Origin of the sequence: Halobacteriovorax sp. JY17 (assembly GCF_002753895.1) — a bacterium.
Taxonomy (GTDB): domain Bacteria; phylum Bdellovibrionota; class Bacteriovoracia; order Bacteriovoracales; family Bacteriovoracaceae; genus Halobacteriovorax.
The window spans coordinates 436,324-450,295 of the sequence record NZ_NJER01000003.1; the positions used below are offsets into that span (position 1 = coordinate 436,324).

The 13,972-nt window shown below is 38.4% G+C and carries 11 protein-coding genes and 1 tRNA gene; all 12 read right to left on the minus strand.

Annotation, left to right across the window (positions count from 1 at the left end; genetic code table 11):
• Positions 1-55: 55 nt before the first annotated feature.
• On the minus strand, positions 56-526 hold the full coding sequence (rpsG, locus tag CES88_RS14545; protein ID WP_290735949.1) for a 30S ribosomal protein S7: 471 nt from the start codon (positions 524-526) through the stop codon (positions 56-58).
• Between the two features lie 79 nt (positions 527-605).
• Positions 606-980, minus strand: coding sequence for a 30S ribosomal protein S12 (gene rpsL, locus CES88_RS14550; protein ID WP_014245824.1), 375 nt, complete (start codon positions 978-980; stop codon positions 606-608).
• Between the two features lie 82 nt (positions 981-1,062).
• The gene (gene rpoC, locus CES88_RS14555; RefSeq protein WP_290735955.1) at positions 1,063-5,190 is read right to left on the minus strand and encodes a DNA-directed RNA polymerase subunit beta'; all 4,128 of its coding nucleotides are present in this window, start codon (positions 5,188-5,190) and stop codon (positions 1,063-1,065) included.
• 42 nt (positions 5,191-5,232) lie between these two features.
• On the minus strand, positions 5,233-9,360 hold the full coding sequence (gene rpoB / locus CES88_RS14560) for a DNA-directed RNA polymerase subunit beta (RefSeq protein ID WP_290735958.1): 4,128 nt from the start codon (positions 9,358-9,360) through the stop codon (positions 5,233-5,235).
• 160 nt (positions 9,361-9,520) lie between these two features.
• Positions 9,521-9,886, minus strand: coding sequence for a 50S ribosomal protein L7/L12 (gene rplL, locus CES88_RS14565; protein ID WP_290735962.1), 366 nt, complete (start codon positions 9,884-9,886; stop codon positions 9,521-9,523).
• 57 nt (positions 9,887-9,943) lie between these two features.
• On the minus strand, positions 9,944-10,504 hold the full coding sequence (gene rplJ, locus CES88_RS14570; protein WP_290735965.1) for a 50S ribosomal protein L10: 561 nt from the start codon (positions 10,502-10,504) through the stop codon (positions 9,944-9,946).
• Positions 10,505-10,595: 91 nt separating this feature from the next.
• Positions 10,596-11,303: a 50S ribosomal protein L1 gene (gene rplA / locus CES88_RS14575; protein ID WP_290735967.1), complete on the minus strand. Its 708-nt coding sequence runs from the start codon at positions 11,301-11,303 to the stop codon at positions 10,596-10,598.
• 45 nt (positions 11,304-11,348) lie between these two features.
• Positions 11,349-11,774: a 50S ribosomal protein L11 gene (rplK, locus tag CES88_RS14580; RefSeq protein WP_290735970.1), complete on the minus strand. Its 426-nt coding sequence runs from the start codon at positions 11,772-11,774 to the stop codon at positions 11,349-11,351.
• A gap of 42 nt (positions 11,775-11,816) precedes the next feature.
• Entirely contained in the window at positions 11,817-12,473 is a 657-nt protein-coding gene (gene nusG / locus CES88_RS14585; protein WP_290735973.1) for a transcription termination/antitermination protein NusG, read from the minus strand.
• Between the two features lie 14 nt (positions 12,474-12,487).
• Positions 12,488-12,874 carry a preprotein translocase subunit SecE gene (gene secE / locus CES88_RS14590; RefSeq protein WP_290735976.1) on the minus strand — a complete coding sequence of 129 codons (387 nt, stop codon included), beginning with the start codon at positions 12,872-12,874 and terminating at the stop codon, positions 12,488-12,490.
• 169 nt (positions 12,875-13,043) lie between these two features.
• Positions 13,044-13,775: a transporter substrate-binding domain-containing protein gene (locus CES88_RS14595; protein ID WP_290735979.1), complete on the minus strand. Its 732-nt coding sequence runs from the start codon at positions 13,773-13,775 to the stop codon at positions 13,044-13,046.
• Positions 13,776-13,829: 54 nt separating this feature from the next.
• A tRNA-Trp gene (locus CES88_RS14600) sits at positions 13,830-13,906 on the minus strand.
• Between the last annotated feature and the right edge of the window lie 66 nt (positions 13,907-13,972).

Below are 13,972 nucleotides of genomic sequence, written 5' to 3' on the forward strand. Positions count from 1 at the left end.
CCTAAGTTTTAACACCTAGGAAGCCATAAAAATTGCAATTAGAATTTAAATTATATTACCACTTAAGGTGAGCAAATGCTTTGTTTGCTTCAGCCATTTTGTAAACGTCTTCACGTTTCTTAACAGCTCCACCTCTACCTTGAGAAGCATCAACGATTTCGTCTGCTAACTTCTCCATCATAGTCTTACCACCTCTATTCTTAGAGTATTCTCTAAGCCATCTAAGTGCTAAAGACTGACGTCTGTTAGGTCTTACTTCTACTGGAATTTGGTATGTAGCACCACCAATACGACGAGACTTAACTTCTACAGCCGGCTTGATGTTTGAAAGTGCTTTTTTAAATACTTTTAATGGCTCTTCACCAGTTTTCTTTTCAACGATACTCATCGCACCGTAAAAGATTTTTTCTGCTGCTGACTTCTTTCCTTGTATCATCAAACTGTTGACACATTTAGAAATCACTACGTCTTGATACACTGGATCTGGAAGAACCAGTCTCGCAGGCGCTCTACGTTTTCTACTCATAAAAACATCCTCTTCAATCCACTAGGGATTTACTCTGACCGACACGTCGGCCAGTGATTAATAATAAACTGCTAAGAAATTATTTCTTAGGCTTCTTGCAACCATACTTAGAACGTCTTTGTCCTCTTTTATCAACACCTGTTGCATCAAGAGCACCACGAATAGTATGGTATCTAACACCTGGAAGATCTTTAACTCTTCCACCTCTAAGAAGAACAATACTGTGTTCTTGGAGGTTGTGACCTTCGCCACCAATGTAAGAAGTTACTTCAAAACCTGAAGTTAATCTTACTCTACAAACTTTTCTCATCGCCGAGTTAGGTTTCTTAGGAGTAGTTGTATAAACTCTCGTACAAACCCCTCTACGCTGAGGGCAGGCTACTAGGGCAGGAGACTTAGTCTTTGTCTGCTTATCCGTTCTACCTTTTCTAATCAATTGGTTAATCGTAGGCATTACCCACTCCTTCTACTTCATCGCAATTTTAGCTTATACAGCCAAATTGATGTATCACACCAATTTGGCTGATTCAAGTTTTTTATACCATTAATGTAACAGATTCTTCTACTTTTTCAGTTTCTTCTTCTTCAACTACCGCTTCAAAGTCGCGATATTTTGAAATACCTGATCCAGCAGGAATCAATCTACCCATAATTACGTTCTCTTTCAGTCCACGCAGAGAATCTGACTTCCCTTCAAGCGTTGCCTGAGTAAGAACCTTCGTCGTTTCCTGGAAAGAAGCGGCTGAGATAAATGAGTCAGTCGTTAAAGACGCTTTAGTAATACCAAGTAACATTGGTCTACCTTGAGCTGGCTCGTAACCATCTGCAATCATTTGCTCATTAACTTCTTGGAACTCACCTTTAGTAACTGAGTCTCCAATAACAAAGTTTGTATCTCCAGCATTCAGAACTTCGATTTTCTTAAGCATTTGAGAAACAATTACCTCAATATGCTTATCATCAATCTTAACACCCTGAAGACGGTAAACCTCTTGGATCTCGTCAACAATGTAACGAGCAAGAGCTTTGATACCCATAACTCTTAGAATATCGTGTGGATTTGAAGGACCATCCATAATCGGCTCACCGGCACGGATATAATCGCCTTCATTTACAATCACATAACGACCTTTTGGAACAGAGTAAGTTACAGGCTCACTTCCGTCTTCTGGTCTAACGATAATTCTTCTATTACCTCTTAATTCTGGACCAAATTCAATCGTTCCTGAAACGTCTGAAATTTGTGCAGCATTAGATGGCTTTCTTGCTTCGAAAAGTTCTGCAACTCTTGGAAGACCACCGGTAATATCTTTTGTCTTAGTTGTTTCACGAGATAGTTTAGAAAGCGCATCTGCCGCTCCAACTTGATCACCTTCATTAACCATAATGTTGGCACCAACTTGTAGACGGTAAGTTGCATGTCTCTTAGTACCTGGAACAACTATTGGATTTCCGTTCTCATCAACAATAGAAAGTCTAGGTTGTAGAGATGGATCCTTAGATTCAACAACAACTTTCTGAGTTAACCCTGTAACTGCATCTGTTTGTTCATTGATCGTTGCACCAGCAATAATATCTTCGTACTTAACTGTACCTTTAACTTCTGTAAGAACTGGAATCGCAAACGGGTCCCATTCAATAACTGTATCACCAACGTTTACTGCATCACCTTCTTTAAAGAAGATTTTTGCACCGTAAACTGCAGGGTATCTTTCTTTTTCTGCTCCACGAGCATCTTTAATGATAAGTTCCCCGATCTTGTTCATAACAATCATCGTTCCATCAGCTTTCGTTTCAACACTTACGTTTTCATACGAAAGATCACCGGCCGTTCTAATCTGAGTCTTATTAACTTGAGCACCAGCAGTTGCAGTACCACCAACGTGGAATGTACGCATCGTAAGCTGAGTACCAGGTTCACCAATTGACTGAGCCGCGATAACACCTACAGCTTCACCAATAGAAACTCTGGTTCCTCTTGCAAGGTCACGTCCAAAACAACTTACACAGAAACCATGTCTTTCTTTACAAGTTAGAACTGATCTAACTTTGATCTGATCCACATCACGCTCTTTAAGTTGCTCCATATCTTTTTCAGTAAGAAGATAATTTCTTGGGAAGATTTCTTTAGCTTCACCATCAACGATAGGAGCTGCAGTTACTCTACCCATTGCTCTTTCAGCAACGTGCTCAACGATCTCTCCTGCTTCAATTGTTGAAGTTAGAGTAATACCATCTTGAGTTCCACAATCTTCGTTTCTGATAATCCCATCTTGAGCAACGTCAACAAGTCTTCTCGTTAAATAACCAGAGTTTGCTGTTTTAAGTGCAGTATCGGCAAGACCTTTACGTGCACCGTGCGTAGAAGAGAAGTACTCAAGAACTGAAAGACCTTCACGGAAGTTCGAAGTAATTGGTGTTTCAATAATTTCACCAGATGGTTTAGCCATAAGACCACGCATGGCCGCAAGCTGTCTCATCTGAGCAGCAGAACCCCTTGCTCCAGAGTTTGCCATCATATAAAGAGAGTTAAACGAAGGAGCTTGAATGTCTTCTTCACCTTCAATATCACTTGAGAAAGTATCAATTGAAATTCTCTCGAGCATTACTTGTGTTAAGTGCTCACCAGTTTGTGCCCAAACATCAACGATCTTGTTGTATCTTTCACCGTTAGTAATAGAACCTTCGTTATATTCTTCAGTGATCTTTGCAACTTCAGCATATGCTTCATCTAGAATATTTACTTTTTCTTCTGGAATAGTCATATCGTGAACGTTAATTGAGATACCAGCTTTTGTTGCCTGGAAGTAACCTAGTCTCATTAAAGAATCAGCAAGAAGAACAGTCTCTTTTTCAGACCCAACTCTATATGCTTTATCGATAAGTGCACCAAGTTCTTTCTTACCAAGAATCTTGTTGATATCTGAATACTTAAGACAAGATGGAATCGCATCATAAACAAATGTTCTACCAACTGTAGTTTCAATCAACGTACCTTCAACTCTTACTTTAACAGGAGCTTGAAGGTGAAGGTTTCCAGAGTGGTAAGCGAATTGTGCTTCTTCTTTAGAAGCAAATACTTTTCCATATCCTCTAGCGTATGGACGAATTCTAGTCATGTAGTAAAGACCAAGAACGATATCCTGTGAAGGAACGATAATTGGTGCACCATCTTTCGGAGAAAGAATGTTGTTCGTCGACATTGCAAGAATTCTACACTCGATTTGAGCTTCAAGTGATAGAGGTACGTGAACGGCCATCTGGTCACCGTCGAAGTCGGCGTTAAATGCCGTACAAACAAGTGGGTGAAGTTGGATAGCTTTACCTTCAATAAGAGTTGGTTCAAATGCTTGAATACCAAGTCTGTGAAGAGTAGGTGCACGGTTTAGAAGTACTGGATGCTCCTGAACTACTTGCTCAAGAATATTCCAAACTTCTTCTTTTTGTTGATCAACCATTTTCTTTGCAACTTTAATAGTTGTACAGTGACCAAGCTCAATTAGTTTGTTGTAAATAAACGGCTTGAAAAGCTCAAGGGCCATTAACTTAGGTAAACCACACTGGTGTAATCTTAGTGTTGGACCAACAACGATTACAGAACGTCCTGAATAATCAACACGTTTACCAAGAAGGTTTTGTCTAAAACGACCTTGCTTACCTTTAAGCATATCTGAAAGAGATCTTAATGGACGCTTGTTAGCTCCTGTAAAAACTTTTCCTCTTCTACCGTTATCAAATAGAGCATCGACTGCTTCTTGAAGCATTCTCTTTTCGTTTCTGATAATGATTTCTGGAGCATTAAGTTCTTTAAGTCTCTTAAGACGATTATTTCTGTTAATTACTCTTCTATAAAGATCGTTAAGATCTGAAGTCGCAAAACGACCTGCTTCAAGAGGAACTAATGGTCTTAAATCTGGTGGAAGAACTGGAACAACATCCATCATGAACCACTCAGGCTTGTTTTCAGATTTTAAAATTGATTCAACAACTTTAAGTCTTTTAACAATCTTAGTTCTGGCCATTTCTGTTGTAGCAGCTTTTAAACCTCTTCTTAACTCTTTATTATCAAGGTCAAGATCGATTTTTCTAAGCATATCTTTTACAATTTCTCCGCCCATTCCGGCTTCGAATTCAATACCTTGCTCTTTAAGCTCAAAGTATTGTTGCTCAGTGATTACTCTACCGATTTCTAAACCACCATCTTGTCCGTCAGTAGCTGACGAAGTAACGATGTAAGCTTCGTAGTAAAGAACTTTTTCAAGCTCTTTAAGAGTCAGGCTTAAAAGTGCTCCTAAACGTGAAGGTAGTGAACGTAGGAACCAGATATGTGCAACTGGAGCAGCAAGCTCAATATGTCCACATCTCTCTCTTCTTACTTTAGAAAGTGTAACTTCAACACCACACTTTTCACACACAACACCTCTGTGCTTCATTCTCTTATATTTACCACAGATACATTCGTAATCTTTTACTGGCCCAAAAATCTTGGCGCAAAATAGACCATCTCTTTCTGGTTTAAAAGTTCTGTAGTTAATTGTTTCAGGCTTTTTAACTTCACCAAATGACCACTCACGAATAGTATCAGGAGATGCCATTTTTACTGAAACAGCTTCTACACTAATCGGATCTTTTGGTTTATCAAAAAAGTTCAATAAGTCTTTCATGCCTAATCCTCAATATGTCCCCGAGCAAGCTCGGGGATAAAATTAATTAAAAAATTCTTCTTCAGTACTCTCGTCTAACTTCACATCAAGACAAAGTGCCTGTAACTCGCGAATAAGAACGTTAAATGATTCAGGAAGACCTGGCTCAAGAACTTGTTCACCTTTTACAATTGATTCATACATTCTAGTACGACCAATAACATCATCTGACTTAACAGTTAAGAACTCCTGAAGAGTGTAAGCTGCACCGTATGCTTCAAGTGCCCAAACTTCCATTTCCCCAAGTCTCTGTCCACCGAACTGAGCCTTACCACCAAGTGGCTGCTGAGTAACAAGTGAGTAAGGACCTGTAGATCTTGCGTGAAGTTTTTCATCAACAAGGTGGTGTAGTTTAAGCATATACATCGCTCCAACAGTAACATCTTCCGCGAACGCGTCTCCTGTCATTCCGTCGAATAATGTAGTCTTACCATTTCTCTCTAAATCACCAAGAGCAAGCATGTCTCTAATTTTCTCTTCTTTAGCACCATCAAATGCTGAAGTTGAGAAACGAACACCTGTTGCCAATTGATCAGCAACTGCTCTTACTTCTTTATCAGTAGCTTTTTTAAGCCAATTCTTAACATCTTCAGTTTCATAGATCTTGTAGATGTAATCTTTAATTTCTGCCATCGCAACCTGATCTTCAATCAGAGCTTTCATCTTCTCACCAAGACCACGTCCGGCCCAACCAAGGTGAAGCTCAAGAAGCTGACCAATGTTCATACGAGATGGAACCCCTAGAGGATTCAGAACGATTTCTACTGGAGTACCGTCAGCAAGGAATGGCATATCTTCTTGTGGAAGAACGTTCGAGATAACACCTTTGTTACCGTGACGACCAGCCATCTTATCACCAGGTTGAAGCTTTCTCTTGATCGCTACATAAATAGTAACTTTCTTGATTACACCTGGAGGTAATTCATCCCCTCTATGGTGCTTAGCTATTTCATCGTTGGCTTTTTGACGAACTCTGTTGACTCTATTTCTAACGTCTGCAAAGTACTCACTTAGTCTTTCTTCAAGTGCCGGCTCAAGTGGTAAGTAACCAATAAGCTCAAATGGAACCGAAGCAAGAACTTCACCTGTTAGCTCTGCACCTTTTGGAAGAAGCTCTGTTGAACCGTCTTCTGATACAAGTCTATCAGTTGTTTTTGTACCCTTAAGCATTTCTGCAATCTTTAAGATAGAAGAAGTTTGAATTGCTTTAATTTCAATTCTCTCATCTCTTCTGATTAAAGTTGTTTCTTGCTCAATGATTTCTTTAGATCTTGCACAAAGCTCAACACCTTCTCTAGTGTAAACTTTTGCATCAATAACAGTACCACGTACTGACGATGGTGCTCTTAAAGAAGTATCCTTAACATCTCCGGCCTTATCACCAAAGATTGCTTTAAGAAGTTTCTCTTCTGGTGAAAGTTGAGTCTCACCTTTTGGAGTAATCTTACCAACAAGAATATCACCTGGTTTAATGATCGCACCAACTCTAATAATACCTGCTTCATCAAGATCCTTAAGGGCCTCTTCTGAAACGTTTGGAATATCACGAGTGATCTCTTCTTTACCAAGTTTAGTGTCTCTAGCTTCAACTTCATAACTTTCGATATGAACAGAAGTGAAAACATCTCTTGCAAGTAATCTTTCATTGATTAGGATCGAATCTTCATAGTTGTAACCACCCCATGGCATGAACGCTACAAGTACGTTTTGCCCAAGAGCTAAGTCACCTAAGTGAGTACCAGGTCCGTCAGCGATTACCATTCCCTTAGAAACAACATCACCTTCTTTAACTAGCGCCTTTTGGTTATTACAAGTATTCTGGTTAGTTCTTTGATATTTAACAAGTTTGTAAATATCAACACCAGATTGACCTTCATCAAATTTATTTCTCTGAATAACAATTCTGTTTGAATCAACAAAGATAACTCTACCAGAATGTTTCGCAAAAAGAATTGCACCCGAATCTCTAGCAACAGTACTTTCAATACCTGTTCCTACGATTGGAGCATCAGTTCTAACAACAGGCACGGCCTGTCTCATCATATTCGATCCCATTAGTGCACGGTTGGCATCATCGTGCTCAAGGAAAGGAATTAGAGATGTTGCGATCGAAATCATCTGTTGAGGCGAAACGTCCATCAGCTCTACTTGATCGTTAGGAACAAGTGTAAATTCACCCGCCGCACGAGAAGGAACATGTTCTCCGTCTACTTTTCCATCAACAATATGATTGTTATCAATCTGTGCAATTACTTTTCCTTCTTCTTCAAAAGCTGTGAAGTACTTAGCTGCACCTAGAGATAGATCTTCATTTACCGTCTGGTATGGAGTTTCAATGAAACCGTACTCAGAAACTCTTGCATACGTTGCAAGTGAAGTAATTAGACCAATGTTTGGTCCTTCTGGAGTCTCAACCGGACACATTCTACCGTAGTGAGTAGAGTGAACGTCACGAACTTCGAAACCAGCTCTTTCTCTCGTTAGACCACCTGGCCCAAGAGCTGAAAGACGTCTTTTATGTGTTACTTCAGAAAGTGGATTTGTTTGATCCATAAACTGAGACAGCTGAGAAGAACCAAAGAATTCTTTTACTGATGCTGAAACTGGTTTTTGGTTAACAAGATCGTATGGCATCATTGTTTCAATTTCTTGAATTGCCATTCTTTCTTTAACAGCTCTTTCCATACGTACAAGACCAACTCTAAATTGGTTCTCAAGTAGTTCACCTACCGCACGTACTCTTCTGTTACCAAGGTGATCAATATCATCAACTTTACCTTTTCCGTTGTTAAGTTCAACAAGGTACTTAGCAGTCATGATAATATCGTCTTTAGTAAGAACTGTATTTTCAACAGGAACACTTAATCCAAACTTATAATTAATTTTCATACGACCAACTTTTGATAGATCGTATTTTTCGTCATTAAAGAATAAGTTGTTAAATAGTAGCTCTGCAGCTTCTACTGTCGGTGGCTCACCTGGACGTAATCTTTCAAAGATTTTAGTAAGTGCAGTTTCTCTTGAATCTGTTTTATCTAAAAGAAGAGTATTTCTAACTTGGTCACCAAAGTTAATCATATCAATATAGATAACTTTTACTGACGTGATCCCAGCAGTAATAAATTCTTGAATCTTAACTTCTGAAATAGCTTCATTAGCAAGACATAGAACTTCACCTGTGTTTTCGTCAAAAATATCTTCAGCAGCAACTTTACCAATCACTTCTTCAAGTTCAGCAGAAATTTGAGTTACACCAACTTCGTTAAGTTTTTTAACAGAAGCTTTTGTAAATTTCTTACCTTTCTTAACAAGTGCTTTTCCAGTTTTTGGATCAAGGATGTCGTTATACGCTCTTGTTCCAATCATTAGAGAAAAGTCTAACTCTCTTGAGAAAGTAGTGTCTTTATTGATATGTAACGTTTCCATCTCATAGAACATTTCTAAGAGGTCTGTCGTTGTATATCCCATAGCTTTTAAGACTACAGTTGCATGTAATTTTCTTTTTCTATCAATTCTAGCAAATAGAACATTCTTGTGATCAAACTCGAAGTCTAACCAAGAACCTCTATGTGGAATAATTCTAGCAGAATAAAGTAATTTACCACTTGAGTGCTTCTTACCTGAATCGTGCTCGAAAATAATCCCTGGAGATCTGTGAAGCTGAGAAACAATAACTCTCTCAGTTCCGTTGTATACGAAAGAACCAGTCTCGGCCATAAGAGGAATATTACCGAGGTAAACTTCCTGCTCTTTAATCGATGATACTGTTCTTTGCTCGTTCCCATCTTTATCTACGTTTACTTCGTAGAAAACAAGACGAACAACCACTTTAAGTGGAGCTTCGTAAGAAAGGCCTCTTTGTCTACACTCTTTCACAGAGTACTTTGGCTCTTCCAATGTATAACTTACAAATTCTAATGAAACTGTTTTGTTGAAATCGTGAATTGGAAAAACAGAGTGGAATACATGTTGTAAACCAACCATTTTTCTCTGCGCCGGTGGCACATCTTTTTGCAGAAATTCTTCGAAAGATTTCAACTGAAGATTCATGAGTGGTGGTGTCTCAAGTACCGTTGGAGCTGTAGAAAAACTCTTTCGATACCATTCATTCGGCTTAAAAACCTCAGTCATTTGATGTCTCCTAGAGAGAAGAAAGTATATATTAAATCGATTTTAAATTATTTTTTTTGCCAAAAATGCAAAAAGGCGTGAAGACGCGTCCGTCTTCACACCGTTTATTTTTTACAAATTCTAAAGACTTAAGTCTTTAAAAGATGAACTAAGTAACAAATTACTTAAGCTCAGCTTTTGCTCCAGCAGCTTCAAGTTTCGCCTTGATTTCTTCTGCTTCAGCTTTTTCAATACCTTCTTTGATTGCTTTTGGAGCACTTTCAACAAGTTCTTTTGCTTCCTTAAGTCCAAGTCCAGTAATTCCTCTAACTTCTTTAATTACGTTGATCTTCTTAGCTCCTGCTTCAGTTAGCATAACAGTAAATTCAGTTTGCTCTTCAACAGCTGCACCAGCAGCAGCACCAGCTACAGCTACAGGAGCCGCTGATACACCAAATTTTTCTTCTAGTTCTTTAACTAGGTTAGCCACGTCTAAAACAGACATTGCAGAGATATGATCGATAAGTTGTTCGTTTGTAATTGACATATAAAACTCCTAAAATTTTTAAAATTAATAAATTAAAATAATAAATTGTTAACGTTTCTACTCTTCAGTTGCTGGTTCTTCAACCGCTGGCGCTTCTTCAGCAGCCGCTTCAACTGGAGCAGGTTCTGCACCTGATTCTTTCTGCTCTTGAACAGCAAATAGCACTCTGGCTAATGCTGAAATTGGAGCATTGAAAGTAGCAAGTAATGTACCTAACATTTCGTCAAGTGATGGTAAATCAGCAAGAGCTTGTACTTCTTGAACAGAAAGAATCTTTCCATCAAGTAGACCACCTCTAAGTTCTACCATTTCGTGTTTCTTTCCAGCTTCTTTAAGAGCCTTCGCAACACCCGGAGCATCTTCAAATGCAAATGCTACCGCTTGTGGACCTTTAAGGTTTGCAAGCATTTCTTCTGCTCCCGTACCTTTAGACGCAAGTCCAAAAAGAGTATTTCTAGTTACCACTAGCTTCCCGTTGGCTTCTCTAATTTCTTTTCTTAGAGCTACACCATCGTTCGAAGTCATCCCGATAACGTTTGTAAGAAAAATACCCTTCGCATTTTCGATATCGCTTTTAAGCGAGTCGATAATGACGCCTTTTTCTTCTCTGGTTAACATAAAACCTCCAAATTGGTTAATATTAGGAGGGAGTTTCGGCTGGATTTATACGCTCATTCCATTGAGCCGTAACCTGCTTTCTTCAACCCTATTATTTAGCTACGCTTAGCGCTTCTAATGTATCTACTTTAATTCCTGGACCCATTGTTGTACTGAAAGTTAATGTCTTTAAGTACGTACCCTTGGCCGTAGAAGGCTTAGCCTTAATGATAGCTGTTACAACAGCATCAATATTTTGTCTAAGCTTTGCAGGCTCAAAAGACACTTTCCCAACAGGAACGTGAATAATACCATTCTTCTCAGTACGGTATTCAACCTTACCAGCTTTTTGCTCAGCAACTGCTTTAGCAACATCAGGAGTAACTGTTCCAAGTTTCGGGTTAGGCATAAGACCTCTTGGCCCTAAAACTCTACCGATTCTACCTAGTTTACCCATCATGTCTGGAGAAGCGATAACTCTATCGAAATCTAACCATCCACCAGCAATCTTTTGAACGATATCATCACCACCGGCGAAATCTGCACCAGCTTCTTCAGCTGCTTTGATTTTATCTCCAGAAGTAATAACACAAACTCTTACGTCTTTACCTGTACCAGCTGGAAGAGCTAATGCCCCACGAATCATCTGATCAGCATGTCTTGGATCAACACCAAGATTAAAAGCTACGTCAACAGTTGCATCAAAAGTAACATAGCTAGTTTCTTTAGCAAGATTGATCGCTTCTTCGAATGAATATAATTTTGTACTGTCAACTTTCGCTGCAGCTTCTAAATACTTTTTTGACTTTGTCTTAGCCATGATAACACCTCATTGGTTTTAACGAGCTTGCGCTCTCCCACTTAATTAATAGTCTAACTTTAATCCCATTGCTCTAATAGAACCTTCAATTGTTCTCTCTGCTGCCTCTTGTGATGCTGCAGTTAGATCCGGTCTCTTAGTTTCAACTATTTCTTCAACAATCTTCTTAGGAACTGAACCTGCTACTTCTGTACCTGGTTTCTGGGATCCTCTTTTTAACTTAAGTTTTGTCTTAAGTAAGTAAGAAGCTGGTGGCGTCTTCGTAACAAATGAAAATGATCTGTCAGAATAAACTGTAATAATTGTTGGAAGTACTGTTCCGTTTTCTTTTTGCGTCTTCGCATTGAAAGCTTTACAAAATTCCATAATGTTCACACCCTTTTGACCAAGTGCTGGTCCAATTGGAGGTGAAGGGTTTGCTTTTCCGGCTTCAATTTGTAATTTAATGAAACCTGTAATCTTTTTTGCCATGATTACTCCTGCGATCTATTCGATCTACCAACAAGTTAATATTTATGCTTTTTCAATTTGTGTAAAATCTAACTCAACTGGTGTTGGTCTACCAAAAATTGAGACGTTTACACGTATTTTACCTTTTTCATTAACCGCTTCTACAGTTCCAACAAAAGATGCGAATGGACCTTCAATAACCTTAACTGTCTCACCCTCTTCAAAGGCAATAGTTGTCTTAGCTTTCTTGAATCCGTCGCTCTGCTGTCCAGTCATATAAGCAGCTTCTTCTTCAGATATAGGCGCTGGCTTATCAGATGTTCCACCAACAAAACCAGTAATCTTATCTGTATCTTTAACAAGGTGCCATGTCTTATCATTCATGATCATTTTAATCAACACGTAACCTGGAAATAACTTCTTTTTGATCGTTCTCTTTCTACCATTAGCATGACTAGTAACAGTCTCTTCAGGGACCATGATCTCTGAAAAGCTTTCAGTTTGCTTATAGTTAACAATTCTTTCTTTTAATGCTCTTTGAACCTTACCTTCTTGACCAGTAAGTGTCTTAGCAATAAACCATTTAAAGTCTGGAGAATCACCCTTCGCAAGCTCACCCTCTGCAGTTTCAGACTCTTCACCCTCTGCTGCTGCCTCAATAGTTTCTTCAGTCTCTACAACCTCAGTAACTTCTTCTACTGCTTTGTTTTCATCAGACATATATCACCTTATAATTAGTATAATAATTCTAAAACTTTTCTAAATGAGAAATCCACCAATACGAAAATCCCACTTATTATTGAAACTGTAATAACAAGACCTACCGTCATTTTTAATACAGAATCTTTATCTGGCCAAATTACCTTAACCAGCTCTGAGTAAACTTCCTGCATATGTGTAGATGCATTCTTATTTTTCAGAATTCCAATAAATGTCCCAAGTCCTACAACGATTCCCAATCCTTGAGATACGGCCAAGAAATTAGAAACTTTTGCTTCTAAATCAAACCATTCACCTAATTGACCAACAAAACGAATTGCTACAAAACCAGCCAAAATACTGATAATTGCAACGAATGTGTTGATCCACTTTTTTCCGTCTTCTACTCGAATAAATGACATCCGAAAAATCCTTGGACTAAATTTATTTCTAACAATAATTTGTTAAAAATTAGTTATTATTTACGTATAAGTTTTCCATATATCCAACAATTGAGACACTTTGTCCATTTATTTCTACAAGACAAAATAACGCAAACCTTAAACATGAAGAAAATGCAGGGAAAGCACCCTATCTATTAAGATAAGAACTCATGAACCTAGCTCCCTCTTTGGAAGATAGTACCTTGTTAATTTTAAATATTATTTCTTTATTTTCTACCGTTCTTTTAAATCCAATAAAATTAGCATCCCTAACTAATGGCTCTGGAGCGATAAATAGATCTTCCAAGCTCCCACTGCCGTTTTCTTTCAGCGCTGAAACTAGCCCTATTTTTCCTGAACCAATTACGGCCCAATCTATTCGTCCTCGAAGCAACATCGCTATTCTTTGAACAGAATCATTTAGCTCTAATACTTTAAATACCTTAGCCTTTCTCATCTCATCAAACTTCTCTCCGTAGAAACCACCTCTTGTAATTCCAACAGTTTTTCCTTCCAGTGTCTGAATTCCCTTAAAGCTAGCCTCTTCCTTCTTTTTCCCAACCAACAGAACATCTTCACTAAAGATTTCATCAGAAAAGTGGAATATCCCTTCCCTTTCCTCATTTCTGGAGACTCCAATAATACCTCCCCTTCCAAGGACTGCACTCTTGTAACTTCTACTCCAGGGTAATAGCTCAATTTTGAAGCCTAAATCAGAATTCTTTTCTATAAATTTTAAAATATCTATTAGGAATCCTGCGGGGGAACCTTCTTTATCTAGGTATATTCTTGGTCTCTCTGAGTCATCCCCAAAAATAACCACCTCTGCAGAAAAGACACTTAAGGAAGTTAATAAATAAAGAAGTAGAAATAATTTCATATAGAATTTATACCAATGAATCTACCTGAATGAAACTTTTGAATGAATTAAAAATGGCGGGTGCAGAGGGATTCGAACCCCCAACCTACTGATTTGGAATCAGCCGCTCTACCAATTGGAGCTATACACCCGTAGTGATTTTTTGATTGAAGCTAAATTACTTAATCTAGAGTAATCAGTCAATCTTTATGCGTAAG

Bases quoted from the DNA above. Each gene is read 5' to 3' on its own strand.
- rpsG (WP_290735949.1), bottom strand. From the start codon at position 526: ATGAGTAGAAAACGTAGAGCGCCTGCGAGACTGGTTCTTCCAGATCCA.
- rpsL (WP_014245824.1), bottom strand. From the start codon at position 980: ATGCCTACGATTAACCAATTGATTAGAAAAGGTAGAACGGATAAGCAG.
- rpoC (WP_290735955.1), bottom strand. From the start codon at position 5,190: ATGAAAGACTTATTGAACTTTTTTGATAAACCAAAAGATCCGATTAGT.
- rpoB (WP_290735958.1), bottom strand. From the start codon at position 9,360: ATGACTGAGGTTTTTAAGCCGAATGAATGGTATCGAAAGAGTTTTTCT.
- rplL (WP_290735962.1), bottom strand. From the start codon at position 9,886: ATGTCAATTACAAACGAACAACTTATCGATCATATCTCTGCAATGTCT.
- rplJ (WP_290735965.1), bottom strand. From the start codon at position 10,504: ATGTTAACCAGAGAAGAAAAAGGCGTCATTATCGACTCGCTTAAAAGC.
- rplA (WP_290735967.1), bottom strand. From the start codon at position 11,303: ATGGCTAAGACAAAGTCAAAAAAGTATTTAGAAGCTGCAGCGAAAGTT.
- rplK (WP_290735970.1), bottom strand. From the start codon at position 11,774: ATGGCAAAAAAGATTACAGGTTTCATTAAATTACAAATTGAAGCCGGA.
- nusG (WP_290735973.1), bottom strand. From the start codon at position 12,473: ATGTCTGATGAAAACAAAGCAGTAGAAGAAGTTACTGAGGTTGTAGAG.
- secE (WP_290735976.1), bottom strand. From the start codon at position 12,874: ATGTCATTTATTCGAGTAGAAGACGGAAAAAAGTGGATCAACACATTC.
- CES88_RS14595 (WP_290735979.1), bottom strand. From the start codon at position 13,775: ATGAAATTATTTCTACTTCTTTATTTATTAACTTCCTTAAGTGTCTTT.